The sequence below is a fragment of the Ruegeria sp. HKCCD4315 genome, assembly GCF_013112245.1.
Lineage (GTDB): Bacteria > Pseudomonadota > Alphaproteobacteria > Rhodobacterales > Rhodobacteraceae > Ruegeria.
This window is the reverse complement of sequence record NZ_WVRN01000001.1, coordinates 2124656-2151636: the sequence shown is the minus strand read 5'-3', so window position 1 is coordinate 2151636 and position 26981 is coordinate 2124656. Positions and strand designations below refer to the sequence as shown.

The window sequence follows — 26981 nt, the reverse complement described above, 5'->3', positions numbered from 1 at the left end:
TTAGGTGCGGGCCGGTGGCGTAGCTCGTGCGCGGGGCGGTGCGAAGAAGGCTTTGGTGACAGGAGTGAGGCGCGCCATCCTGGTGCGCCATTTGCCTTCTTGCAGAGTGTAGATCTCGGCCTTTAAGCCAGATGACCGGCCAGCATCCGGCATACGGACATGGGCCAACGCAATGCTGCGCTTGGCGGTCGGCGACCATATCCCGGATGTTATGTGCCCAACTTCTTTTTTGCGTCGATTGTAGATCAACGACCCTTCCGAGGGTTTGAATCCTTCGACATCGAAACGTAGGAGGAGGCTTCTTGGATTCTCTCGCTTGGACAGCAGCTCTCGCCGGCCATTGAAATGTCCTTTGTTGAAATCGACGAGCCGACCCAGACCAAGTTCGAAGGGTGTTTGGCCTCGGTGCAACCGTTCGGTCGCATGAACCGGTTGAAAATCCACACCTGCGGTCAGAAAACCGGCTTCGATGCGGGCCAAGTTTACAGCTTCGTATCCAATGGCGCGCAGTCCCTGATGTGTGCCACCTTTCCAAATTCTGTCCCAAAGCGCTTCTGCCTTGTCCCAGTCGCACCAGAGCTCGTAACCTAAGTCACCGGTAAAACCCGTCCGCGAGATCATGAGACTGTGTTCAATTTGAGCGAGATCGAATGGCTTCAGCTTGCTGACATCTAAACCAGCGGCTTCCAAAACTGCATAAGAGGTCGGCCCTTGCAGCGAAAGTCCAGCAACACTGTGAGTTTCGTCGACGACTGAAACGTCAAAACCCCATGCAGCGTCGAGTAGCCATGTCAGCATTTGTTCCTGACAACAAAGGCGCCAATCGTTGTCGCCAAGATGGAAAAGAGTCCCGTCATCGATTACCATACCCTCTTCATCACACCAGACCGCGTACCCCACGCGACCAACGCTGATTTTTCGGACGTCCCGTGTCACGAGGCGATTGAGCATCGCGGTCGTGTCCGGCCCGGTCAATCGGTACTTGTGCATTGGTGAGATATCAAACAAAGAGGCCTGATTTCGCAGCGCGAAGTACTCGAACTCGACACTGTCCAGCACACCCGGGGCAGCATAACCGGCCCAATCGTACCAATTTTGTGCGCGATTTTGCTCTTCGAGTTTTTTGTGAAATGGCCCGGGTATCAAACCGAGTTTTGGATCGGTAAAGATGCTCATGGCGGAGCCTCCAGCGCCGCCAGGGCCGCATTGCGACCAGCGAGGCCCATGACGTCGCCACCGGGATGCGTTGCTGCACCGCATTGGAACAGCCCTTTCGGCCCCATGGAGTATCTGGACATCCCGTTCGTGGGCCGAAGTGTCAGGAGCTGGTCCAAAGACATTTCTGCATGGTGCCAGTGCCCGCCGGGCGCTCCGGTTGCGCTTTCGATTTTATCCGGTGTTATGACCTGCTTACCTGCAATTTGATCACCCAAGCCGGGCAGGGCGCGGCTAAGAGTTTCGACTGCAATTTCCACAAGCTGTTCCTTTGCAGTCTCAGTCCAGCCGCCTTCAAGGTCAGATGGCGCATATTGCACTATGGTTGACAGCCAGCTTGCTCCGTCGGCTGTCTGCATTTTGAAAGCTTCAATCACAGGTGCTTTGGACATTTGACCATACTTAGCCGGATTGATCGCAGCTTCGACGTATTCCACAGAAGGAGCATAGATCAGACGTTCGTGTGCCAATTCGTCACTCAGGCTAGGCAGGGCGGAGCTATCCTTGAGCCGTAGATTGACCTTAGCCGTTGTTCCACGCGCCCGTATATTTCGCACTCGCCGCATCGTTTCGATGTCAAAGGCAGAGGGACCGGTCATTCGGCTTGTTAGTTTCGGGGCAAGGCTGCTGAGCACATTAGGCGCGGCAATGGTTCGTCCATCGGTGGTTTCCACTCCGGAGACTGCATCGTTGTCCAACAGAATGCGGGATACTTCAGTGTCCGGCATCAGCAGGCAACCTGCCTTTTGCGCAGCTTCCACCATCAAATCGGTTAACGCGCACATCCCGCCTGCTGGTTGAGTGATGGTCCCTCCGTGACCCAAACGATAGATCAGATTGAACACAGTGCCCGGAGATCTTGGACCAGTGGCTGTCCCCCAGATTGCATCAGCAGCAAGCATTCCAGCCACCGGTCCTTCCGACAGGTCATCTAGGATAATGTCGTGGACATTAGATAAGACGACCTGCAGGAAACGCCGCATTTCAGATTTGCCCAGCTTTTTCAGGCCTATGCCCAGTTTCGCCAGGCGCAAGAACTCGTTGAGCGCACCCCGGGAAAGGATGGCCTTTTGCCCCCCGGGAGGTGGAGCCTCGGCGAGTTGGCGCAAAAGGTCTCCATATGTAATCAGCTGGCGTGTCAGATCAGACCAGGCATCTGATTCCCGGTGTTTTGTCCCGTCGCTCCAATACACGCCGTCGTTCTTGAAGACGATGTGCCGCCCATCCTCAGACAGAGAGACCGTGGAGACGGGTTTGCTGGACAGGACAGGGTGTTGAATACCTATGCCGATGTCACCCAATGCCCGCGGGCTCAGGTTGTATAGCGAATGTGCAAGGGTCGGACCGCCGTCCACAGAATAAGACGCCATGCCGCCGAACCTGTCGGATTTCTCAATGATACAGACATTCTTGCCGCGTCGACCAAGGAGTGTTCCGGCAATCAGGCCGTTTACACCGCCGCCAATGACAATCGCATCAAATTGGCTCATGCGGCATACCCCTTCATTCGGCCATGCCGTGTTTCTTTCCTGAGAATAGCGCGGGCAGCGTTTGCACCTGGGGCCCCCATAACCCCACCGCCGGGATGGGCGGACGACCCGCACAGATAAAGCCCCTTGATGGGTAAATTGTACTGCGACCAACCCGGGACGGGCCGATTGAAGAAAAGCTGATCAAAAGTTAGTTCGCCTTGGAAAATGTTGCCCTCTGTCAGACCGACCTCGCGCTCAATTTCCAATGGTGAACGAACTTCCATATGAACAACGCGCTCGCGAATGTCGGGACACGCCACAGACATCTGGTCGAGTACAGTTTCTGCCATCGCGTTGCGCTGTTTGTCGTCCCAATTTTCGGCAGATCTAACGCCGTCGACTACTAAGTCATACGGCGCATATTGGACGAAAACCGTCATCATGTGGGCACCTGTCGGCGCCATAGTCGGATCAATCTGGCTTGGGATGAGCATGTCGATATAAGGCTTTTCCGACCAGCGTCCGACTTTCCAATCATCATAGGCCTTTTCAAGTTCAAAGAGGCTCTGCGACACATGTAAATCACCCCTGAGGAAGCTGGTGTGCTCGGGTGCTGCAGGGAAATTTGGAAAGCGGTCAAGCGCAATATTGAGCTTTGCCGAGGACCCCCGAATTTTGAAGTTTCGCACCGCCTTGGTGAAATCATCCGGCAACTCGGCCATATCTAAATGGTGCAGAATTGTGCGTTTGATATCCATATTGGAGGCAACGACAGGGGCATGAAAAACCTTGCCGTCCTCCAAAGCTACGCCTTCAACGCGTCCGTCTTTGCTGAGGATTTTCTCAATCCCCGAACCTGTGTGGATAGTACCGCCGTGATCCTTGAAAGAGGCAGCAATGGCATTCGAAATTGCACCCATCCCTCCACGCGCGAAGCCCCATGCTCCGATGCCGCCGTCAATGTCACCCATGTAGTGGTGCAGCAGCACATATGCCGTTCCGGGTGAGTACACTCCGAGGCCGGTGCCGATAATGCCTGAGCCTGCCAAATGGGCCTTAATCAAGTCGTTTTCGAAATGCTCATCCAGAAAGTCACCAATGGACATTGTCCAGAATTTCAGCGTTTCACCAAGCTCCCGACTGCCCAAACCATGTGCTTTTTTTACGAGGTACGCCAGTTCGCCGAGATCGCGCGGATGGAGAGAAGCGGGGTCCGGTGCGTCCCGAAGTAAAAACGGACGGATAAAACGGCATTGCCGCATGATGGCTCGCGAATAGCGGCGATAGGCGTCGGCATCTTTTGCGGAATGACGTGCCATCTCACGCTTCAGTGCGTTGTGATCGGAATAGTAGGCGAAGTAATCCCCATCGCGCGTAAAGCTCGCGCCGCCTTCATACGGAATTACCTGAAGTCCGTATTTTGGTAGCTCAAGGTCCCTGGCAATCTCGCGCCGCAAAAGAGAGCAAACGTATGAGCAATTCGAGTATGTCCAGCCCTCGTGTAGCGACCGGCTGACTGCGGCGCCACCGATCCAGTCGTTCTTTTCGACCACCAAAACACGCATGCCAGCGCGCGCCAAATAGGCTGCAGCGGTTAATCCGTTGTGACCAGCGCCGGCCACAATCACATCGTATCTGTTCTCAACCGTCAAATTTCTCCATCCCCTTCTCTCCCGTTTACAGATCGGGTGCGCGTTCGTAAAGTTTATTTGAGCGCTCAAATAAATTTCAAGCTATTGACGCATCTTTTTTGCGCGCTGTAGATGGCTGCATTCGTAGGAGGAGCGACAATTGGTCGAAGCTGAGCGGAAACGTCCTCGCAAAGAGAGGAAGGAGAACGCAGATCGTCGTCGCCGGCAGCTGCTGGACGCAGCTTGCCGCTCAATATTGACCCATGGATTGGCAAAAACGACGCTTGCAACAGTCGCGTCTGAGGCAGAGCTTTCTCAGGGTGTTGCGGCATTTTATTTCAAATCAAAGCTAGGTCTTCTGACCGAAACTTTGCGTGACCTGTACCAGCGTTACGAGAAGCACTGGACAGCTTCTTTAGAGCGAGCAGGGGACAAGCCCGCCGAAAAGATAAGGGCTTTGATAAAAGCTGACTTCCACCCTGATGCGTGTGGTCCGGATGTCTTACCCCTTTGGTATGCATTCTGGGGCGAGCTTCGATTTCAACTGCAGTATGATGAAGTTGCCGAGCATTTTGAGACACGTCGAAGAGAGACCTTGAGGTTGATCTGGAAAGAATTGCTCTCAGCAGACGACGTTACTTCAGCAGATCAAATGGCTGAATGGATGGAGACATTAACAGATGGCTATTGGCAACGATTGCATCTCGCTCCGGAAGGCCTGAGCCGAAAGCAGGCGGAGCAAGCTGCCTGGGGATGCCTTGTTCGTTTGGTTCCAGAATTACTTGGAGATACGGCTTAGTCAATTTCGACTGAAAGGCCCAGCAATATGACGCGAGTGCGGATATCGCAGCAGCCTCGGCCATCCTGGGGTGCGATCTTAAAAGAGGCGCGTTACCTTGCGCGGCTTGCTCTTCCGATAGTCATTTCTCTTGCTGCTGCTGCTTTGATTGGTGTCGTTGACACAGTGATGGTGGCCCCGTTGGGCACACTTCCTCTGGCGGCGGTCTCAATTACGGCCTCGGTGCTGATCATTTTCTATTCAGCGCTCTACGGCTTTGTGTCCGCAATTGGTGTGCGCATGGCAGAAGCTTTTGGGAAAACAAGTGACCAAGGGCTGGCAGCAGCAACAAGCGCCGGAATTTTTGTTTCCTTAGTCGTGGGGGCAGTTGGCGCTGTTGCAATGATCTGCCTTAAGCCTGCTCTCTCTTGGATTGGGCAGCCGCCTGAAGTGGTCAGTCTAATAGGCGGGTACTGGATCGCGATGAGCCTTCTTTTGGTGCCCTTCACGGTTTTCTACACGCTTAAGGCTCTCTTTGACGCCATGAACCATCCGTGGATTGGCGTTGGTCTTGCGTTTCTTGCGGTCGGTTTCAACATCCCTTCAAATTATGTTTTGATCCACGGAGTTGGTGGCTGGCCGGGTCTGGGTCTCCTCGGCGCCGGGATGGCAAGTCTGTTGTCTCAGATAGTGCCGTTGATCATAGCGCTCGTGATTTTGCGAGTGTGGAAAAGTAAGAGAGGCCTTCTGAGGTCCGCGAGTTTCGACAGGTCCGAGGTCAAAGCGCAGCTCAAAGAAGGATTCATTATCTCCGTTGGCTATTTGGGGGAGGGGGCCGCTTACGCAGTTGCCGGCCTTATGCTTGGTTGGTTCAGCGCCGCCGCGCTCGCCGCCCATCAAATCGTTTCGGCAGTCAGCGACGTCATTTACATGGTGCCACTAGGCGTTTCGATTGCGATTTCTATACGCGTAGCTCAAGCAATTGGTGCCGATGAAAGAGAAAGGTTGAATCCGATCGTTTTAGCGTCGCTGTTGGTCGTCGTTGGTTGGATGACCGTGGTCGTCACTGGTATTTTGTTTGGCCGTGCCCCTTTGGCAAATAGCCTTTCAGATGACCCAGAGGTCGTTTCTCTTGCGATATCAATGTTCCTTGTGATTGCAGCAATGCAGATTGCAGATGGTGTGCAAGGGACAATGCTAGGCGCATTTCGGGGCATGATGGACAATCATGTTCCTGTCGCCATTACCCTGATTGCCTATTGGGTCTTTGCTTTGCCGCTTGGATATGCGCTGGGCTTTTGGCTTGGGTTCGGTCCCAACGGAGTTTGGATCGGATACGGCTCAGGTCTCTCATTGGCCGCTATCGCGTTGACCTATCGCTTCTTCTCCCAAAACCGCTAGGCGGCGCTGTTTGCGGGCCTTCTAAAGGCCCAACTTGTCTAAGAGTTTCAGGCGCAGGATTTCTGCTTCGACAAGAGTCTCTTTCGCGAAGGAAAAAGGCAGTGGTCTGAGAGGGGTGACAGGAAATTCCAGCTCGTCTGATTTGGTTCCAGTCGCCCATTTGGCGAGGACGCGCCCCATTGCCGTGGCGATGGCAACGCCGCGCCCATTGTATCCCAAACCTGTCACAATCCCTGGTGCGAGCTCATGCAGATGCGGATAGTGATCTTTAGTCAAAGCAACAAAGCCGCCCCACTCGTATTCCCACTGAACTCCAGATAATTGGGGGAAAAGTTCAACAGAAATGCGTTTCAACCGCTCAATTTGTTTGAGAGTGGACTTGTCGTTGTAGGTACCGCGTCCTCCCATAAGAAAGCGACCTTCCGCGTCTTGCCTGAAGTACAGAAGCAGGCGTCGTGCGTCTGACAAAGCGTTGCCTTCTGGCAGAATTGACTGGCGGACATTGTCGGACAGGGGCGCCGTAGCGACTTGGACCGAGCGAACGGGCAAAACGGATTTAGCCAAGCGCGGATGCAGATCTCCAGAATAGGCGTTCGTACAGATCAGCACTTTTTCTGAGATAACCGCTCCTTTGGGAGTTTCAATACGAAAGCGACCGGCCTCTGACAAAATCTGCTTGGCAGGCGTTCCACCGAAAATTTGCACGCCATTGCGGCGACCTGCTTCGGCCAGCCCAAGTGCATAGTTTAACGGGTGCAAAACACCGCCGCGGCGATCCAGAACGCCGCCAAGGTAAGCTTCGGTCCCGGTCAGTCGCTGCATTTCGCTTTGATCAAGCGATACCATACCCCCGCCGTGGTTGTCCCAATCCTCGGCTAGTTTGTGTAGTTCACTGAGTGTTTTTTTACTATGCGCCGCGCGCAGCCAGCCAGGACGATTTGCGTCGCACTCAATCCCGTGCCGAGTTATTAAGTCAAACACAAGATCGGCGGCGTCACCGGCCATTCGGATCATTCTGGTTCCCCAGATGTCACCAAATTTGGTTTTGATGCCCGTCGGCCCGTCCTTTAGGCCTACATTGATTTGACCGCCATTACGTCCAGAAGCTCCCCAGCCCGGATGATGCGCATCGATGACAACAGCTTTGACGCCTTTCTCGGCCAGGTGAAGTGCTGCCGAAAGCCCGGTAAACCCGGCGCCAATCACGGTCACGTCAGAGTGCTGTTCGCCAACCAATTGTGGACATTCTGACGAATAGCCTGCTGTTGCTGACCACAGGCTATTTGCGATGACTGGGTTTTCGTTTCGGATCATCTAGTGGCCTCGCGCTTGCCTTGTGGGGGGAACTACGTAGGTTTGGCTCGTGATACTTGCCGGATAGTATGTGACGAATGCCCAGACTTTTGAACCAATTCGAATTGAAACCAACCGTCGAGCTCGATGCATTCGAGCAGGCGTGGAACGCGTTTGTCGAACACTTGATCAAGACGGACCTTGCCGCCGAGGGTACGCCTTTGTGCAGGCGCATCCCCGCAAGTGGTTACGATACCGACGAGCTGCGCAACCATACGCTTATGGCTGTTGTAGAGTTCAGGGATCAATCGCAGGCAGACGCGGCTTGGGCCGCCATTGAAGGCCGCGTTGAGCCTTTGGGGGCTTTGCATCGTAGAGTTATTTCTTTGGTGCACGATCCGGTTTTCACTTTTTGGTCGGAACTCTAGATCTGCGATTGCGTACGTCCGGATGTTTTCAAATCATTTTCTCTTTTCCATTGAATGATCGTTCAATCAATGGCATCTATCGCTTAGATGTCAATCGTCCACGCGCTGAGTGAGAACGGCTGTTGGGGGCAGGCAAGACAAAAGAAGTGCTTAGTAGATGGGATGCATTTTGGTGAGACAATCGCCAATCGAAAAAACAAACCCTGAGGGACGGCGTCGTACCGAGACCAAGGAGGTGAGGAGACAACAACTCATCAATGCGACAATCGACTCGATTGCCGAAAACGGGATTGGTGGAACGACCATGTCCACAGTGACCGAGATTGCAGGTTTGTCATTGGGCATCGTCAACTTCCACTTCAAAAGTAAGCAGAACTTGCTGGAAGAAACGTTGCTGTTTCTAGCAAAGGAACACCACGAACAGTGGTTGGAAGCCTTTGACAATGCAGGATTGTCAGCGCCTGAAAAATTGTTGGCGATCGTCGATGCGCACTTTTACCCTCAGATTTGCACGCCAAAAAAGCTAGCTGTTTGGTTTGCGTTTTTTGGAGAGGCAGGACGGCGCGAAGTCTATCGCAGTCTGATCAATGACATCGATCAGGAGCGGTACGACGTAGCACTGAGACTGTGTTCAGAGATTGCTGAAGACGGTGGATACAAGGACATACCGCCAAGGCAAGTCGTCAATATTCTGGAATCTCTGTACGACGGAATCTGGTTGGAGCTTTTGACCTATCCCGAGAACTTTCAACGTTCGGTTGCCCGGGATCACATTGCCGCCTTTCTTGCCAAGATCTACCCAGATCACTTTCGAATGCCCGCGTTCAAAAACGGTGGTTGAAACAGAGCGGCTTTCAAACCGGACACTCCAGACAAGATCAGCCAGCGCATGGCGCAGCCAACCAAGGATCAAAAAATGGATAGGGACCCTCGCTACGATATCCTTTTCGAACCGGTTCAAATCGGGCCAGTTACTGCGCCAAATCGGTTCTATCAGGTGCCGCACTGTACAGGTATGGGTTGGCAATATCCGCGTACTCTTGCTGCAATGCGAAAAGTGAAGGCGCAAGGGGGGTGGGGCGTCATATGCACAGAGTATAACTCGATCCACCCGTCGTCTGATGACCTACCGCATCCTTATGCTTCGCTTTGGGATGAAAGTGATGTTCGGGCGCACACACTTATGACCGATGCCGTACACGAATACGGTAGCCTGGCAGGTGCTGAGCTTTGGTACGGAGGCGCCAACTCGAACAACTTGTTTTCCCGGTTGCCGAGCATGGACGTCGACAGCCGTCCCAATACGAAAGGGCACCCTTTTCAGACCCGTGCAATGGACAAGCAGGACATCCGGGATCTACGCCGCTGGCATCGAAAGGCCGCATTGAGGGCACGGGACGCTGGATTTGACGTTGTCTATGTCTATGCAACGCACGGATACCTGATCTCGAGTTTTTTGCATCCGCGCGTGAATACGCGCGGTGACGAATATGGTGGCAACTTAGAAAATAGGGTGCGTCTCACCCGAGAATTGATTCAGGAAACCAAGGACGCCGTTGGCGACCGGTGCGCCGTGGCCGTTCGGTTCTCGGCTGACGAAGAGATCGGCGAGGATGGCCAGCCAATCTATGGTGAGCGACGAGAGATGTTTGAGATGCTCTCCGATCTTCCGGATTTGTGGGATATCAACATCGCAGATTACTCGGTTGAGATGGGTGTCTCCCGTTTTACTAAAGAAGCTGCTCTTGAACCCTATATGCATTGGGTCAAGTCCGTGACGGATAAGCCCGTCGTGACCGTTGGTCGCTTCACGTCACCTGATACCATGGTCTCGCAAGTCAGGCGGGGGATTACGGATTTCATTGGGGCTGCACGCCCCTCAATCGCTGATCCTTACCTTCCAAAGAAGATCGAAGAAGGACGCTTGTCCGCGATCCGCGAGTGTATCGGATGCAATGTTTGTTACGCCAGTGACTCGATAGGGGTACCTATTCGATGCACTCAGAACCCAACAATGGGAGAGGAGTGGCGCAAAGGCTGGCACCCTGAAATCATTCGTAAGAAATCCTCAGATGCGCGCGTCTTGATTGTCGGGGCAGGCGCTGCCGGACTGGAAGCGGCACGGGCACTTGGCGTGCGTGGGTATGATGTCCAATTGGCGGAAGCTACTCGTGAGTTGGGTGGCAGGGTCTCGCGCGAAGCGGCTCTGCCTGGAATGAGCGAGTACATTCGCGTCAAAGATTATCGCGAGCAGCAATTGATGGAGATGCCCAACGTTGAAATCTACCGTGAAAGCCCGCTGACAGTTGACGATATCTTGGCCGTCGATGCTGACCACGTTGCGATCGCAACCGGCGCGACTTGGCGAAAAGAGCATTTTGACGAAGAACGTTTCGCCCCGGTCGCAAAAGGGTCAGCCTTAGGTCGGGTCTTTACTCCCGATGACATCATGGATGGGAATCTTCCCATTGGACCAACGCTCGTTTTTGATGGTGATGGCTACTACATGGCCAGTGTTGTTGCTGAAAAAATCAGAACGCAGGGACATCCCGTCACGCTGGTCACACCGTTTGACAGTGTTTCTGACTGGGCAAGAAATACGTCCGAACGTTGGCGCATCAGAACGCATTTGATTCGCTTAGGGGTCGAGGTCCTGCCGTCAAAGTCGCTTAAGCAATTTGATGGCGAAATCGCAGAGTTGGAGTGCGCCTATGGCGGTCCAAATGTGAATGTTCCGGTTGCCAACATAGTGATGGTTACTGCTCGGAAGCCAAATGATGGTCTCTACAGGGGATTGCTGGGGCGGGCGAGTTCCGAGGATTTGCCGTTCAGCCTTCGTCGCATAGGAGATTGCGACGCTCCGGCGATAATTGCGGCAGCGGTTTATTCAGGCCATCGATACGCGCAGGAATTGGACGAAGCAGTGGATGAGGACATTCCACTTAGACATGATCGTCTGGATGTCCGGCAGCAGCCGATTTGACTGCGCTGGACGATCTCGGTTGTACGCACTCAAGGGAACGCAGGAGAAATCACCCATGCCGGAAGGCTTAATCATCCGTCCGCTTGAATTGAAAGACAACGAAGAGTGGCGGCGCTTATGGACGGCATACTTGGATTTCTACGAGACCTCTGTCTCAGAAGAAGTCTACGAGGTTTCGTTCAACAGATTGTTGTCAACAGATGCAGGTGAATACAATTGCCTCATCGCTGAGTTAGAAGGGAAACCGGTTGGACTAGCGCACTACCTTTACCATAGGTTCATGTGGTCGGTGGAGGATACCTGTTATTTGATGGATCTCTTCGCTGATCAGCAGGTTAGAGGAAAAGGTGTTGGTCGAGCTCTAATCGAAACTGTCTTCCAGATCGCCAAGCAGGACGGTGTTCCGACCACCTACTGGACAACTCAAGAATTTAATTATCCCGGTCGAGTTCTGTACGACAAAGTCGCTAAGAGAACGCCATTTATAGTTTATGAAAAAGATGAATAATTGGTAGCGACTTGCCAGAAAAACTCGTCTTAGCGCTGGTCTTGTCAGAAGAACTTGTCTTGAGGCAGGCAGGACGGTTGCGTAGCTTTTGCCCATGATCAAACCTGCCTCTTTCAAGTACTTCAAAACCAGTCCCGAGGTCATCCGCCTTGCGGTGATGCTGTACATCCGTTTCCCGCTCTCGCTTCGAAATGTCGAAGATCTGTTGCACGAGCGAGGCATCGACGTGAGCCACGAAACCGTCCGATATTGGTGGAACAGGTTTGGTCCAATGTTTGCAGCTGAGATCCGACGGAAGCGTGTGCAGCAGCTGCGCGCGTTCTCGAAATGGAAGTGGCACGTGGACGAGGTTTTTGTAAAGGTGAATGGCAAGCGACATTATCTGTGGCGTGCAGTAGTTCACGAAGGTGAAGTGCTGGAAGCCGTTGTCACCAAGCGCCGAAACAAGGCTGCAGCACTAAAATTCCTAAGGAAATTGATGAAACGGCACGGTTGCGCCAAGGAGGTCGTCACAGATCGCTTCGCTTCCTACAAGGCTGCGCTCAGAGAAATAGGCGCGTTCGAAAAACAACAGACGGGCAGGTGGCTCAACAACCGCGCCGAGAATTCACACCTGCCGTTTCGACGACGCGAACGCGCGATGCAGCGTTTCAGGCGCATGCGAAGTCTACAGAAATTCGCCTCCGTCCATTCCTCCGTCTACAATCACTTCAACCAGGAAAGATCGCTAGCCAGTCGAGACACCTTCAAGCTGACCCGCGCCGCCGCTCTTAGCGAGTGGCATCAGCTTTGTTCCGGATAGGTTCGCGGTTTCCGCGGCAAACTGAGACTGGTTCGAATTCGTCTGACAGCACCCTCCGCTTCATTCAACTTCGTATCTTCAGGAAATTTAAGGGTTAGTTTGATCAAGCAAAGAGAAGCTTAAGTTCACTACCTGCGACACCATAGCAAAATCCGGGTATTTGGGTATGGTATTGAATACACCCGCCTATGAATAACGCGACAGATGTTCTCGCAACTCGTGTCATACGGATGTTGTGAATAGCCAGAACAAGACGCGTTGACCAACCCACTTGAGAGGTGCCCCATGTCGTTCTCTAACCGTCCGCTATTTTCGCGTCGCCAGTTTCTGTACACGACAGCTGCGAGTGCTGCTGCAGTTACGCTTCATCCTTTCTCTGCTGCCGCGGCCAACAACCAAGCGCATCTTCGGATCATGGAAACTACAGACATTCATGTTCACGTCTTCCCCTATGATTACTATGCCGACAAGCCCCGCGACACGGTAGGACTGTCCCGTACGGCCTCGATCATCAATGAAATCCGCGCGGAAGCGACCAACTCGATTTTGGTTGATAACGGAGACTTTCTTCAAGGCAATCCGATGGGTGATTACATCGCCTATGAACGCGGTATGAAAGAAGGTGACAGCCACCCAATAATCACCGCATTCAACACAGTTGGTTATGATGCGACCACACTGGGCAATCACGAGTTTAATTATGGGTTGAACTTTCTTGAGACCTCTTTGGCAGGTGCGGATTTCCCAGTGGTTCTGGCTAACGTAGCAAAGGAGAAAGGCGCAAGCCCGCGCGAGGACAAGACGTTCGTTCAACCCTACGCCATTCTCGACCGAGAGATTGAAGTGGGTGACGGCACAAAGCATCCGATCAAGATTGGTGTGATCGGGTTCACCCCGCCGCAGATTATGAACTGGGATCGCAAGCATCTCGAGGGCAATGTCGAAGCGCGGGATATTGTTGAGACGGCCAAAGCCTATGTGCCTGAGATGCAGGAACAGGGCTGCGACCTGATCATTGCGTTGTCGCATTCGGGAATTGGCGACGCCAACCATGAAGACGGTATGGAAAACGCTTCGGTCGTGCTGGCTGGCGTTGAAGGGATCGACGCGCTTGCCACGGGTCACAACCATTTGGTCTTTCCGTCGCCAACATTTGCGGACCGTCCCGGCATCGATGTTGAAAAAGGCACACTGATGGGCAAGCCCGCCGTCATGGGCGGCTTCTGGGGCTCGCATCTTGGTGTACTGGATCTGCTGCTGGAACGGGATGGAAATAAATGGCGTGTGGTGACAACCACATCCGAGGCGCGACCTATTTCCCAAAGGAACGAAGACCGATCCATCACCGCCTTGGTCGAAGATGATCAGCGAGTCCTCGACTCGGTTGCGACAGTTCACGACGAAACGCTGGCCTATGTGCGTCGCGCTGTTGGTAAGACCTCGGCCCCGCTGCACAGCTATTTCGCGCTGGTCGCGGATGACCCGTCTGTCCAAATCGTATCAATTGCACAGAAGTGGTATGTCGAAGAGATGTTGAAAGGCACCGAACATGAAGGCCTGCCGATCCTGTCTGCGGCAGCACCTTTCAAAGCTGGTGGCCGCGGCGGTCCGGAATACTACACCGATGTTCCCGTTGGTGACGTTGCCATCAAAAACGTTGCCGATCTGTATCTCTATCCGAATACGGTCCGCGCGGTCCGCGTGAATGGTGCGCAAGTCAGAGGCTGGCTTGAACGGTCGGCCGGAATGTTCAATCAGGTTGAAACGGGTTCAAAAGATGCAATCCTGCTGAACCCGGAATTCCCATCTTACAACTTCGACGTCATGGATGGCGTGACCTATGAAATTGACCTGTCCCAACCCTCGCGCTTCGGACCCAAAGGCGAAGAGATTAACCCGGATGCAGCGCGGGTTGTGAATCTTTCGTACAACGGCGAACCGGTTACCAAAGACATGGAGTTCATTATCGCCACCAACAATTATCGTGCGTCAGGCGGTGGATCCTTCCCCGGAGCGTTGGGTGACACAATTGTATTCGAAGCCCCAGATACGAACCGCGATGTCATCGTGCGCTACATTGTCGAGCAAGGAACGATTGATCCAAAGGCAGATGCCAACTGGTCTTTTGCTCCGCTTGCGGACACGACTGTATTGTTCGAGACCGGCCCAAAAGCACGAGACTATATGGGCGACGTCAAGGGAGTCACAATCGAGGACGCCGGAGAAGGTGCTGACGGCTTTGCAGCCTTCCGGATCAAGCTCTGACTCAATTTGGGCGCGAATATCACCCGCCATCAAATAAGGAAGGTGGCGGGCTTGCTTCAGTTGACTCGAGGCCCGTAGTGGCGATGCGAATTTCGGCGCTGTAGCTACAGTGCGGCTCGTCAGAGGAGACATTTACTTCAGACGCGAAACTCGGACACGGGTGGAGTTCTGGAATAGAAGGCAAAGCCGTCGTCGTCCCCAAGTAAGGCTAAATTGGATATGTGGTATAGAATGAACAGAACCCATGCTTAATTAGAACGCCAACTAAAGCAAACCGCAGTTCTGCTCGAAGATCCCACGCCAATCTTTATTGTTCTTGAAGGCAATTCTTCGGGTTTTTGCGTTTCAACTTCGAATGCTCGGTGACCAAGTCAGCCAACTCTGGTCGGCATGAACCGCAGTTCGTTCCAGCTTGAAGGGCATTTCCGATATCGTCCACATTGATCAACCGTTTTTCTTGAATGGCGTCGATGATGGTTTTTAGCCCGACGCCGAAACACGAACAGACGATCGGTCCGCAATCTTCAGACGCAGTAGATGACCGGCCAGACAGAATCTGATGGAATGAGACCTCAGGCAATGTTGCCAAATAATCTCGCATCAGTGTGATAGGTTGGCGCGAGACAAAGAGCGCTGCCAAAAGGCGCTGACCGTCAGACAACGCGATCCTGTGCGAGCCGCGTTTGGGATCTTCGATTGAGGTCACTACGGCATCGGGTAGTCCAAACCAATCTCGGGCTTTCTGTTCCCAATCGTCAATGTCTTGCTTCCCTGCTAACTCGATCCTGTAACCCTTGGCCGTTTTGCTCATTGCCCAGTATTCTGCCGTAGGTGAGACCGCATCGACAGACACGGCGAAGCCGTACCACGAAGCATTCATACGTCGCACCGAAACAGCCGCCGCCTTGCTCTCAGGTTGTCCAGAGACTGGATCAACTACACTTGGAACAAGCGCATCCACACGGGCTGTTGGTGCCGTTTCACCTGTCCAATGAATGGGAGCAAACACTTGACCTGGAGCGACCGTGTCTGTGATGCGAAGTCGAAAGATGCCGTTTCCGACTGCGCTGTTGAGCTCGACCAAGTCTGCGGCACCAATACCCAACCGATCAACGTCTTTCGGATTAACCTCGACATATGGTTCAGCCAAATGGGCCGAAAGACGCGGAGACAACCCAGACCGGGTCATAGTGTGCCACTGATCCCGGTTTCGTCCTGTATTCAACAGAAACGGGTATTGTTCAGAAGTCGCCGCTTTGGGTGAACGATGGGTGACGGGAACAAAACGTGCTTTGCCATCAGGATGAAAAAACTGCGCATCACCAAAAAAACGACCATTCGAATTGCGGGATGTCGTCGGCCACATTGTCGGGCTCAGCGCTTCGTAGCCCGCGTCATCAATGTCCGAAAATTCTGTAATATCCAAGTCTTTGCCAAATGCTACGGCAAGCGAGGTCATCTTAGCGTATTCTCGAAAAATCTGAGCAGGGGTCTTATAGCTAAATGCCTCGGTCCACCCCATGCGGCGACCCACCTCGGCCAAAATATCCCAATCCGCGCGTGCCTGTCCCGGAGGGGTTAAAACGGCGCGTTGTCGGCTGATCGTGCGGTCTGAATTGGTTACAGTGCCGCATTTTTCGCCCCATCCTGCCGCTGGAAGCAATACGTCTGCGAGACGCGCGGTGTCTGTCCGGGCAGTCAGGTCGCTGACAACTGTGAATGGACAACTTTCGATCGCTGACTTCACCCGGTCGGCATCCGGCATGGTGGCCGCCGGATTGGTGTGGATGATCCAAAGTGCTTTTATCTGACCGCGTTCGACAGCGCGAAACAAGTCCACCGCTTTAAGCCCTTGCTCCTCCGGCATCGTTGGTGCTTTCCAGAAGTCCCGGACGGCTGATCTGTGGGCCTCGTTTTCAATATCCAAGTGACATGCGAGCATGTTGGCCAGACCGCCAACCTCTCGACCACCCATGGCGTTTGGCTGACCGGTGACCGAGAACGGACCCATCCCTGCGCGCCCGATCCGCCCGGTGGCCAGATGGCAGTTCAGGATCGCGTTGACCTTATCTGTACCACTGGAAGACTGGTTCACGCCCTGACTGAAAATCGTAACAACCCGCTCGGTTCCAATCCACAGATCGCAAAACGCTTCGATTTCATCTGGGGTAAGCCCGGTCTCATCAGGATCATCAAGCTGGGCGAGTTCGAGGGCTTCATTGTACCCATGGCTGCGATCCAGAAAATCCGGTGCCACATGCCCCGTCTGGTGAATTCTGGTTAGCAGTCGATTAAACAGCGCCACGTCGCTGCCAGGTTGCAACGCCAGATGAAGATCTGCTTGATCGCAGCTTGCTGTTCGACGCGGATCGACAACCACAATCCTTGTACCGCGCGCCTGACGTGCGGCTATCACGCGCTGATAGAGAACGGGGTGGCACCAAGCAAGGTTTGAGCCAACCAAGACAACCAAATCAGCCTCGTCCAGATCCTCATAAGTCCCGGGCACCGTATCTGTGCCAAAGGCGCGTTTGTGTCCGGCCACTGTTGACGCCATACACAGTCGAGAATTGGTGTCGATGTTGGCCGACCCCATGAAACCCTTCATCAGCTTGTTGGCGACGTAGTAATCCTCTGTCAGCAACTGCCCCGAGACGTAAAATGCCACGCTGTCCGGTCCATGGTTCTTGATTGCAGCAGAAAACCGATCTGCGACCAGCTGCAGCGCCTTGTCCCAGTTTGTGTCCAGGCCGAAGGCGCGAGGAGCCAGCAACCGATGTTCCAGCCCGACTGTTTCGCCCAAAGCCAAGCCTTTCGAGCACAAACGCCCGAAATTCGCCGGATGATCCGGATCACCGCGAACAGTCAAGCCTCCGGCCCCATCGGGTCGCAGAAGCACACCGCAACCGACCCCGCAATAGGCGCAAGTCGAGCGAACTTCGGGCAGACCACTTCCGTCCATCAGGCGGCGCTCCGCCGGGTAACTGCGCTGTCGTCCAACAGGATACGGTCCTCTTCAAGGCGCACGGGATAGATGGTGATGCGGCCAGCATCAGCGCCCTGCGCCTCGCCCGTGTTCAGGTCAAATACCCAATTGTGCAAAGGACAGGTCACCGACTGCCCGTGCACGATACCCTCAGACAACGGACCGCCCTTGTGCGGGCAGCTGTTGGTCGCGGCAAAGACCTCCGCCTCGGCAGTACGGAAGACTGCGATGCAGCCAATATGCGTCTTGACCAGACGCGCCCCTCGCAAGGGAACCTCGTCGATATGTCCGATGTCGATCCAGCTCATTCCGCGGCCTCCAGTGTGAAATCTGCAATTGGCGCGTAGGTCCGCGCTTTTTCTTTGACGTGTTCGGCCCACGGGTCTTTGCGGTAGATGCTCTGCGACAGTTCGAACCGGGCGACCAGGGCGGCGCGGTTTTCAAGGTCTTCAACAACCTGAGCTTGGACCCAGCCCATTCCGACCTTACCCAACCATTTATACAGGCGATCCAGATATTTACCGCCTTCGCGATAGGCCTGCGTGACGGCCATCACAATCTCGATTGCTTCGTCTTCGGTGGGAACCTGGCAGAGCAATTCGGTTTCTTTGACGTCCATGCCTGCGGCCCCGCCGATGCTGATCTGATAGCCTGAGTCCACGCAGACCACGCCGATGTCCTTGCACGTCGCCTCGGCACAGTTTCGAGGGCAGCCGGATACGGCCAGCTTCAGCTTGTGCGGCGTCCACGACCCCCACAGGATTTTCTCAAGCTTGATGCCAAGCCCAGTGCTGTCCTGTGTACCAAACCGGCAATGATCGGTGCCGACGCAGGTTTTGACCGTGCGCAGACCTTTGGAATAGGCGTGGCCAGAGACCAGCCCGGCCTTGTTCAGGTCTGACCATATGGCGGGCAGATCTTCGCCTTTGACGCCCAGCAGATCGATCCGCTGACCGCCAGTAACCTTGACGGTGGGCACATCGTACTTGTCCGCCGCATTTGCAATGGCGCGCAGTTCGTCAGGCGTGGTGATCCCGCCCCACATACGCGGTACAACGCTAAATGTGCCGTCCTTCTGGATGTTGGCGTGTTTGCGTTCGTTCACAAAGCGGCTTTGCGGGTCGTCCTGATACTCCAGCGGCCAATCCGTCAGCAGGTAATAGTTGATCGCCGGACGGCAGACATGGCAGCCATTGGGCGTCGTCCAGCCAAGATCTTGCCAGACGGCAGCCTGACTTTTAAGTTCCTGGCCCTTGATCAGACGACGTACATCCTCATGCGTCAGATCGGTGCAGCCGCAGATTGGTTGCGCCGTTGGCATCTGGAAGTCGTCACCCAATGTGACCTGCAACACCTGTTCCACCAGCCCAGTACAGGTGCCGCAGGACGCACTCGCCTTGGTGCCTGCACGAACCGCGTCCAGATCGTCGGCGCCTGCGTTGATCGCCTCGACAATCTCGCCTTTGCATACGCCGTTGCAGCCGCAAATCTCCGCCTCAGGCGGCAATGCTGCAACGGCTGAGAGAGGGTCCGCGGTATCGCCCCCCTGATAGGCCGGGCCGAAGATCAGTGTCTCTCGCATCTCTTCGATGCTGGTGCCATCCTTGATCAGGCCAAAGAACCAGCTGCCATCGGCCGTGTCGCCATACATAACGGCGCCAACCAGACGATCCTCTTCGATCACAAGGCGTTTGTAGACCCCGCGCGAGGGGTCTCGGAACACGATATCCTCACGTCCTGGCCCTTCGGCGAAGTCGCCAGCGCTGAACAGATCGCAGCCGGTGACCTTCAACTTGGTCGACAGTGTTTTCTGCATGAAAGCAGCGTCTTCCTCCAGCAATGCCTGCGCTGCGACTTTCGCTTGATCGTAGAGCGGTGCGACAAGGCCAAAGACCTCTCCGTCATGTTCGACACACTCACCAACCGCAAAGACATCCGGGTCCGAGGTCACCATCTGGTCATCCACATGAATGCCACGCCCGGTGGCCAGACCAGCCTCTTGCGCCAGCGCCGTATTGGGTCGGATGCCCACCGCCATGACCAGCAGATCACAGGGCAGTTCGGTCCCGTCATCCAGCAACAAAGCGCGGACCTTGCCGTCTTCCCCAAGGATTTCTTTGGAGTTCGCCTGCAGGCAGATCTTGATACCTTTGTCTTCCAGCGACTTCTTCAGCAAATACCCTGCGGCTTCGTCCAGCTGACGCTCCATCAGGTGGCCCATGATGTGAACGACGGTCACGTCGACCCCATGCGCGGCCATGCCCGCAGCGGCCTCAAGCCCCAGCAGGCCGCCGCCGATCACGACAACCTTGTTGTTCGGGCCCATACCCATCATCTGCTGGGTGTCTTCCAGATCGCGATAGGCAATCACTCCGTCCAGATTATGGCCGGGCAGAGGGATCATGAACGGGTTCGACCCCGTCGCGATAACCAGTTTGTCGTATGGAATGTGGCCATTTGCACCCTCGACCACCTTCATCTCGCGGTCGATTTTCTCAACCTTCTCACCAAAGCGGCAGGCAATGCCCCGCGCGGCGTACCAGGCATCGTCGTGGGTCACGATCTCTTCATAGGTTTTCTCGCCCGACAGCACCGGGCTGAGCATGATGCGGTTGTAATTCCCGCGCGGCTCGGCGTTGAACAGGGTGATGTCGAACGCATCCGGCGCGGCGTCGGTCAGGTGCTCCAGCACCCGCCCCGAGGCCATACCTGCGCCAATGACTACAAGTCTTTGCTTCATGATCTCACTCCGCTGCAATCGCCTTGGGGGCAGGTGTTTTGGGTTTGGCGCCATGTTCGTATTCTTCCAGAAAATCGAGGACTTCCTGCCTGTAGGCGTAGTAATCTGGGTGCTCTAACAGGGCTTTGCGCGTGCGTGGGCGTGGCAGGTCGACCTTGGTGATTTTGCCGATGGTCGCCTGTGGGCCGTTGGTCATCATCACCACGCGGTCGGCCAGCAGGATCGCCTCGTCCACATCATGGGTCACACAGATCGCGGTGACCTTGGTGCGGGACCAGACCTCCATCAGCACTTCCTGCAATTCCCAGCGGGTGAGGCTGTCGAGCATTCCAAAAGGTTCATCCAGCAACAGGAGTTTGGGAGACAGGGCAAAAGCGCGGGCGATGCCGACGCGCTGCTTCATCCCGTTCGACAGGTCAGAGGCGGATTTGTCCATCGCATCGGCCAGACCAACGCGTTCCAGATAGTATTCGACCACATCCTGCCGCTCGGCCATGCTGGCTTTTGGGTAGACCTTATCCACACCGATCGCGACATTCTCTTTGGCGCTGAGCCAGGGGAACAGGTTAGGCGATTGGAACACCACGGCGCGTTCTGGATCAGCCCCTTCGACGTGACGACCGTCCAGTTTGATCGCGCCTTTCGAGATGCCGTTAAGCCCGGCTGCCATGGTCAAAACGGTGGACTTGCCGCAGCCCGAATGGCCGATCAACGAGATGAACTCGCCCTTGTCGATTTTCAGGTCGAAATCTTCGACCACGGTCAGAGGGCCCTTGGGCGTAGGGTAGACCTTGTGCAATTGTGAGAAGTCGAGGAACCGGTCCTGGATCATCCCCTTCTGCGCCTCTGCTACCGCCGTGGGCACGCCATGAATTGGCGTCACGTCGGGCAGGATGCGCGAGCCTTCAACCTTGGCCTCGATCCCCACATCCATCAGGTATTTGGTGACATCAGCGCGCAGGCGCTTGAACGTCTCATCGTTGTTCATGGCACTGCGTTCGCGCGGGCGCGGGATCGACACGCGGAACTCCTGACCCAGCGTTCCATCAGGGTTCAGGGCAATTATGCGGTCGGCCAGAATGATCGCTTCGTCCACATCATTGGTGATCAGAACGCAGGTTTTCTTGTCAGCTTCCCAGATATGCTCGATCTCATCCGCCAGATTGGCGCGGGTGAGCGCGTCAAGCGCCGATAAAGGCTCATCCAGCAGCAGAACCTCAGGGTTCATCGACAAGGCGCGCGCCACGTTGACCCGCTGGCGCATCCCGCCGGACAGTTCTGCGGGGCGGCGCGTAGCAGCATGGCTAAGGCCCACCATCTGCACATAATGCGCTACCTTCTCGGCCTTTTCGGTCTTACTAAGACCGGGGAAGACCGTATCGACCGCCAACCCCACATTGCCGCTGACCGTTAGCCACGGCATCAGCGAGTAGTTCTGAAAGATCACGCCCCGTTCCGGGCCTGGCCCTTTGACCGGAGCGCCTTTGAACGTGACCTCTCCGCTGGTCGGGCTATCAAGCCCCGCCATCAGGTTGATCAGGGTGGTCTTGCCGGTGCCCGAGAAGCCGAGGATCACCAGAAACTCGCCCTCTTGCACGTCCAGATCGATGCCTTTCAGCACATCCGTGCGCGCAGTGCCCTCGCCGAAGGATTTCGAGGCGTTCTTGAAGCTAAGAATGCTCATCTCGATCACCGGTTATTCGTGAAGGTAAACAGGGATTGCAGCGCGTACATCACCCGGTCCAGCAGGAAGCCAATGATGCCGATGGTGAAGACTGCAACCATGATCTTGGCGAGCGAACTGGAGGAACCGTTCTGGAACTCATCCCAGACAAATTTGCCCAGACCGGGGTTCTGCGCCAGCATTTCCGCGGCGATTAGAACCATCCAGCCGACACCCAGTGACAGGCGCAGGCCGGTGAAAATCAGCGGCAGCGCTGAAGGCAGCACCAGCTTGGTGATCTTGGTATAAGTGTTCATTTTCAGAACTTTGGAGACGTTCACTAGGTCCTTGTCGATGGACGCCACGCCCAGTGCGGTATTGATCAGGGTCGGCCACAACGAACAAAGTGTCACGGTGATGGCCGAGATCAGAAAGGATTTCGCGAACCAGCCGTCATTGGTGACGTAAACCGCCGAGACGATCATGGTCACAATCGGCAGCCATGCCAGCGGCGAGACCGGCTTGAAGATCTGGATCAGTGGGTTCAGAGCCGCATTCGCAGTTGGGGACAGACCAGCGGCGATCCCCAAAGGTACGGCTACTACGGTCGCGATCAGGAACCCGAAGAACACGGTTTTGATCGAGGTCCAGATCTGCTGATAGTAGGACGGCGCACCGGTATAGGCGACTTGCTTGACCTCATCCGCCCGGCCCGCATCGATCAGCTTCTGGTTCCGTTTCTCTACCATAGCCTCGAACTTGGCGCGTTTGGCAGCCTTCGCTTGTGCGTCCTCGTTGAGGTTGAGCATTTCTTCCCAGACCTGAGCCGGTCCGGGTACTGCACCCAAAGAGGTCTGCACTTTCGGGGCCAGTGTCGCCCACAGAAGCAGGAAGGCACAGATCGACAACAAAGGCACGATCAGCAAACGCCAGATCTCGGTCACCTGGGCCCGAGGATTGTCTCCGGCGGCAGCCTTCAGAACAGGGGTGGCCCAGCTAAGGCCAAGCACCTGAAACCACTTGTCTGCGGCGTTGATGCGGGTGAACAGGCGGGCGCGGCGCGCCTCTCGGGCGGCGTCTGCGTTGAATTCTGGATCGACCGTTGTCATCTGATCTTGTCCTTGCGATGGCGGGGCAATATTTGGGCCACGCCCGGCAGATGCCGGGCGCGGATTTTCGGGATTAGCCTTGCACGTCCGAGCCGACGATCTTCTGATCGCCCTTCAGACCGATGGACAGGCTTTCGAGATAGGCGTTGGGGGTACGGCCGTCATAGGCGATGCCGTCGATGATATCCTCGGCTGGGGTCGGCGCTTTGTAACCATCGCTCTCCCAAGGAAAGTCGGCCTCATTCGCAAGGCCTTCGTCGACAAGCAGGCGTGCGGCTTCCAGATAGATTTCGGGCTTGTAGACAGACTTTGCGACTTCGTCATACCAGCTGTCTGGTTTCGCTTCGGCGATCTGACCCCAACGGCGCATCTGGGTCAGGTACCAGACCGCGTCCGAATAGAAGGGATAGGTCGCGTTGTAGCGGAAGAACACGTTGAAATCGGGAACCTCACGCTTGTCGCCTTTCTCATACTCAAACGTTCCGGTCATCGAGTTGGCGATGACCTCATAGTCTGCGCCCACATATTCCGGGCGGCTGAGCATTTCGACCGCTTCGGGGCGGTTGGCGTTTTCGTTCTCGTCCAGCCACATCGCGGCCCGGATCAGGGCCTTGGTCACGGCCAGAGTGGTGTTGGGGTACTGTTCAGCGAACTCGGCATTGAGGCCAAAGACCTTTTCGGGGTTGTTCTTCCACAGCTCATAGTCAGTGATCACCGGTACGCCGATACCCTTGAACACAGCCTGCTGGTTCCACGGCTCACCCACGCAGTAGCCGAAGATCGTACCGGCCTCCAACGTGGCAGGCATCTGCGGCGGAGGCGTCACCGACAGGAACACATCCGCGCCGATCTGACCGGTCACATTTTCGGGGCTATAGAAACCTGGATGCAGTCCACCTGCCGCCAGCCAATAACGCAGTTCGTAGTTGTGTGTCGAAACCGGGAAGACCATGCCCATGTTAAAGGGTTTTCCCTCGGATTTGTACTTCTCGACTACCGGAGCAAGCGCCTCGGCGCTGATCGGGTGCTGCGGGCGACCATCCTCCATCTTGGGGATGTTCGGCTTCATTTCTTCCCAAACTTCGTTGGATACGGTGATGCCGTTGCCGTTCAGGTCCATCGAAAATGGCGTGATGATATGGGCTTCGGTACCGTAGCCAATGGTTGCGGCCAAAGGCTGTCCGGCCAGCATATGCGCGCCATCCAGCTGCCCGTCGATCACACCGTCCAGCAGGACTTTCCAGTTAGCCTGTGCCTCAAGCGTCACGAACAGACCCTCGTCCAGAAAATATCCGTTCTCATAGGCGACGGCCAACGGTGCCATGTCGGTCAGCTTGATAAAGCCAAAGGTCAGCTCGTCTTTTTCCAGTTCCAGTTCGGCCAGTGCCGGAGACACAAGCGCCGTTGTCGCAGCGAGGCCTAGTAAAAGCTTTTTCATTTCGATCCCTTTCGGTTCAGCCCAACCCGCTGGGCAAACAAAAAAGCCGCCGACACACACCGCCGGGAGGAGTTGGCGGTTGGTCGAGCGGCTTTGCTCTTGTGAGGTGCCCAAACAGTTGGGCGAATTCCGACGGTGGGCTTCGTTGCCTACCGATGACCCGATTAAGACATCCTTGATCTAGGCGGTCATCCAGTTTTTGGCGTCAAAACGCGATTTTTCTGCATTGCAGCGTGAATTGATGCTGCAATGCAAAAAAAAATAGGCGATCTTACCCTGTCGGCTCGAAAATACGACGGTCGAAGAAGACATTCGGCGGCAGAATCAGGCTTCCGTTTGTCGACGCTACAGCAGTCGACACTGGAAGCGCCCCCTCCAGCTTCTCCGACGCTCCGGGGGTTTCGGCACCTAACCCGAACAGTTCGCGCCGGTAGAGATCGCTGCGAAACACTCGGGCTGCCTGACGTTCGGCCGTGCTAACATCGATCCCGTTCCGTAGTGCCAGCTGATGCGCGATCCACTTGGCCTGACTGCGCCAAGGGAAGGTGGCAGCACCGTCGTAGAACTCGACAAACCCTTTTACACGGCGTTGCTCACCGCGTGCCGAGATAGTGAATTCGCCCATCAGCGCTCGGTCAATCAGCTCGGGAGAGACGTTAAGGTATGTTTTACGCGACAGCATCTCGGATGCGGTTGTTCGGCTGTCCGCGTTTGACAGCCAACGACCCGCACGCCAAACGGCCCGCATGAGTGCGCCCAGCAAATGCGGTTCGTTTTCTGCCCAGTGATTTCTGACCGCCAACACTTTTTCAGGTGCGCAGGTCCAGATCGCCTTACCGGGCAAAAGCAAGGCTCCAACATTGTCATCCACAGCGAATGAGCCCCAAGGCTCGCCCACGCAGAAGGCGTCAATCTCGCCACCCGCAAGCGCCTGCGCCATGAGAGGGGGCGGAACGGTGCGGATTTCGACCTGCTTCGAGGCGAGTCCGGTTCCCGCAACCCAATAGCGCAGCAACTCAACATGCATTGAAAACGGAAAGGGCACGCCAAACACCAAAACGTCGCCAGCGGCCTTTGCCAGCGCGGCCCCAGCGGCGGCGGCATCGGAGAAATCGAAGTCATAGCCCTGATCGGCCAGACGCTCAGCCAATTGAGATCCAACGCCAATAACGTTGCCATTCAAGGACAAGACAGACACAGCGGATAGCGGTGTGGCAATGCCACCAAGACCCAAGGCCATGGCAACTGGGACAGGTGACAGCAGATGTGCTGCGTCCACATGCCCAAAGGCCAGCATGTCGCGCAGAGAGGACCATGAAGGGGCCGGACGCAGGTCGAGCGAGATGCCTTCGGCATGGTCAAAACCCATCTCGCGCGCAACGATCAGCGGAGCCGCGTCGACCAGAGGCATGTAGGCGACGGGTAGGGCAACGGTTCTCATGACAACAACCCCGAAGCAGTGACCAGGGCTTCCGCCACATCCGCGACCCGGCGGTTCTGGTTCATCGCGGTTTTGCGCAGCAGGGCATAAGCTTCGTCCTCTGACACGCCCTTTGCTTTCATCAACAGCCCTTTGGCGCGGTCGATCACTTTTCTCTCTTCCAGCGCACGGCGGGTTTCGGCCAGTTCGGTCCGCATCTGGCGTAGTACCTGAAAGCGGGCGATGGCCGTATCGATCACAGGTTTGATGCGTTCAGCCTGCAACCCGTCGACCACATATGCTGACACCCCAGCCTCAACAGCGGCTTTCGCCAACCCGCCCGCTGCGCCCGAGACGAACATAGCAACGGGACGTTCCAATGGACCCGACGCGACGGTCAGCTCTTCCAGCATATCGCGCGAGGGATTGTCGATATCAATCAGAACAATGTCTGGGCCATGCGTAGCGATTTTGCGTGCCAGCCCGGAGACATTGCCGATCACAAAAACCTCCACGTCCCCAGACTCTTTTAAGGCGTCTACAATTGCAAAGGCACGTTCTTGATTCTGCTCTACTACAACGACAGTCAGGTGTTGTTTCATAGAAACTCAAGTGAGCCCAAGCCTCATTGATCGCAATTGCAACGTCATCAAACGCAGTCATCGGACTGCCGGTCCGCCCAATTTCTCAGCTTATATTTTGCGTGTAGCGCAATATCTGCACAGTTTTTTTGCATGCCATCAAAGAAAGCTGCCGTAGTGGCTTTCCTAGCGAATTGAGGCTTCGTTGCGTTTTGCGACAATTGCGAAATACAATATGGGCGGATGGCAGACATTCGCTGCGCTTAGT

The 26981-nt window shown here is 55.3% G+C and carries 20 protein-coding genes; 8 read left to right on the top strand and 12 right to left on the bottom strand.

Going from position 1 to position 26981, the window contains the following annotated elements; translation table 11 throughout:
• The 3 genes from GS646_RS10735 to GS646_RS10725 are packed head-to-tail and all read right to left on the bottom strand — an operon-like array spanning position 1 to position 4315.
• Positions 1 to 1176: an aminomethyltransferase family protein gene (locus tag GS646_RS10735; RefSeq protein WP_170463977.1), complete on the bottom strand. Its 1176-nt coding sequence runs from the start codon at positions 1174 to 1176 to the stop codon at positions 1 to 3.
• Positions 1173 to 2705 carry an NAD(P)/FAD-dependent oxidoreductase gene (locus tag GS646_RS10730; RefSeq protein WP_171646729.1) on the bottom strand — a complete coding sequence of 511 codons (1533 nt, stop codon included), beginning with the start codon at positions 2703 to 2705 and terminating at the stop codon, positions 1173 to 1175. The genes GS646_RS10735 and GS646_RS10730 overlap by 4 nt, the downstream gene beginning before the upstream one ends.
• Entirely contained in the window at positions 2702 to 4315 is a 1614-nt protein-coding gene (locus GS646_RS10725) for an NAD(P)/FAD-dependent oxidoreductase (protein WP_256367989.1), read from the bottom strand. Before GS646_RS10725 ends, GS646_RS10730 begins: the two co-directional genes overlap by 4 nt.
• Positions 4316 to 4478: 163 nt before the next feature.
• Between GS646_RS10725 and GS646_RS10720 the strand changes: the two genes are divergently transcribed.
• Both GS646_RS10720 and GS646_RS10715 read left to right on the top strand, forming a co-directional pair.
• A complete protein-coding gene (locus tag GS646_RS10720) occupies positions 4479 to 5117 on the top strand; it encodes a TetR family transcriptional regulator C-terminal domain-containing protein (RefSeq protein ID WP_171189129.1) in 639 nt (212 codons plus the stop codon).
• A gap of 27 nt (positions 5118 to 5144) precedes the next feature.
• Complete coding sequence (locus tag GS646_RS10715) at positions 5145 to 6497, top strand: MATE family efflux transporter (RefSeq protein WP_170463969.1); 1353 nt, start codon at positions 5145 to 5147, stop codon at positions 6495 to 6497.
• Positions 6498 to 6518: 21 nt separating this feature from the next.
• Here the strand turns inward: GS646_RS10715 and GS646_RS10710 are convergent, their stop codons facing one another.
• Complete coding sequence (locus tag GS646_RS10710; RefSeq protein ID WP_170463967.1) at positions 6519 to 7811, bottom strand: FAD-binding oxidoreductase; 1293 nt, start codon at positions 7809 to 7811, stop codon at positions 6519 to 6521.
• 77 nt (positions 7812 to 7888) lie between these two features.
• On the opposite strand from GS646_RS10710, the gene GS646_RS10705 reads away from it, so the two are divergent.
• The 6 genes from GS646_RS10705 to GS646_RS10680 all read left to right on the top strand — a co-directional run bounded on the left by GS646_RS10705 (position 7889) and on the right by GS646_RS10680 (position 14776).
• A complete protein-coding gene (locus tag GS646_RS10705; protein WP_170463965.1) occupies positions 7889 to 8218 on the top strand; it encodes a DUF6614 family protein in 330 nt (109 codons plus the stop codon).
• 235 nt (positions 8219 to 8453) lie between these two features.
• Positions 8454 to 9059: a TetR/AcrR family transcriptional regulator gene (locus GS646_RS10700; RefSeq protein ID WP_371732070.1), complete on the top strand. Its 606-nt coding sequence runs from the start codon at positions 8454 to 8456 to the stop codon at positions 9057 to 9059.
• A 75-nt stretch (positions 9060 to 9134) separates the two neighbouring features.
• Entirely contained in the window at positions 9135 to 11201 is a 2067-nt protein-coding gene (locus GS646_RS10695) for an FAD-dependent oxidoreductase (protein ID WP_171646731.1), read from the top strand.
• Positions 11202 to 11256: 55 nt separating this feature from the next.
• Positions 11257 to 11709, top strand: coding sequence for a GNAT family N-acetyltransferase (locus GS646_RS10690; RefSeq protein WP_170353132.1), 453 nt, complete (start codon positions 11257 to 11259; stop codon positions 11707 to 11709).
• 97 nt (positions 11710 to 11806) lie between these two features.
• The gene (locus GS646_RS10685) at positions 11807 to 12511 is read left to right on the top strand and encodes an IS6 family transposase (protein ID WP_371732106.1); all 705 of its coding nucleotides are present in this window, start codon (positions 11807 to 11809) and stop codon (positions 12509 to 12511) included.
• Between the two features lie 285 nt (positions 12512 to 12796).
• Positions 12797 to 14776, top strand: coding sequence for a bifunctional 2',3'-cyclic-nucleotide 2'-phosphodiesterase/3'-nucleotidase (locus GS646_RS10680; RefSeq protein ID WP_171646735.1), 1980 nt, complete (start codon positions 12797 to 12799; stop codon positions 14774 to 14776).
• Between the two features lie 307 nt (positions 14777 to 15083).
• Here the strand turns inward: GS646_RS10680 and GS646_RS10675 are convergent, their stop codons facing one another.
• The 8 genes from GS646_RS10675 to GS646_RS10640 form a co-directional block, all read right to left on the bottom strand.
• Positions 15084 to 17738, bottom strand: coding sequence for a nitrate reductase (locus GS646_RS10675; RefSeq protein WP_171646737.1), 2655 nt, complete (start codon positions 17736 to 17738; stop codon positions 15084 to 15086).
• Positions 17738 to 18070, bottom strand: coding sequence for a nitrite reductase small subunit NirD (gene nirD, locus GS646_RS10670; RefSeq protein WP_171091868.1), 333 nt, complete (start codon positions 18068 to 18070; stop codon positions 17738 to 17740). Before nirD ends, GS646_RS10675 begins: the two co-directional genes overlap by 1 nt.
• Positions 18067 to 20502 (bottom strand): nitrite reductase large subunit NirB, encoded by a 2436-nt coding sequence (nirB, locus tag GS646_RS10665; RefSeq protein ID WP_171182493.1) that lies wholly within the window; start codon positions 20500 to 20502, stop codon positions 18067 to 18069. Before nirB ends, nirD begins: the two co-directional genes overlap by 4 nt.
• A 4-nt stretch (positions 20503 to 20506) precedes the next feature.
• Positions 20507 to 22186 carry an ABC transporter ATP-binding protein gene (locus GS646_RS10660; RefSeq protein WP_171182495.1) on the bottom strand — a complete coding sequence of 560 codons (1680 nt, stop codon included), beginning with the start codon at positions 22184 to 22186 and terminating at the stop codon, positions 20507 to 20509.
• A gap of 5 nt (positions 22187 to 22191) precedes the next feature.
• Positions 22192 to 23274 (bottom strand): ABC transporter permease, encoded by a 1083-nt coding sequence (locus tag GS646_RS10655; RefSeq protein ID WP_171182497.1) that lies wholly within the window; start codon positions 23272 to 23274, stop codon positions 22192 to 22194.
• Between the two features lie 73 nt (positions 23275 to 23347).
• Positions 23348 to 24712, bottom strand: coding sequence for a CmpA/NrtA family ABC transporter substrate-binding protein (locus GS646_RS10650; protein WP_171182499.1), 1365 nt, complete (start codon positions 24710 to 24712; stop codon positions 23348 to 23350).
• Positions 24713 to 24983: 271 nt separating this feature from the next.
• Positions 24984 to 26153: an ABC transporter substrate-binding protein gene (locus tag GS646_RS10645; protein WP_171646739.1), complete on the bottom strand. Its 1170-nt coding sequence runs from the start codon at positions 26151 to 26153 to the stop codon at positions 24984 to 24986.
• On the bottom strand, positions 26150 to 26734 hold the full coding sequence (locus GS646_RS10640; RefSeq protein WP_171182502.1) for an ANTAR domain-containing response regulator: 585 nt from the start codon (positions 26732 to 26734) through the stop codon (positions 26150 to 26152). Before GS646_RS10640 ends, GS646_RS10645 begins: the two co-directional genes overlap by 4 nt.
• Positions 26735 to 26981: the final 247 nt, after the last annotated feature.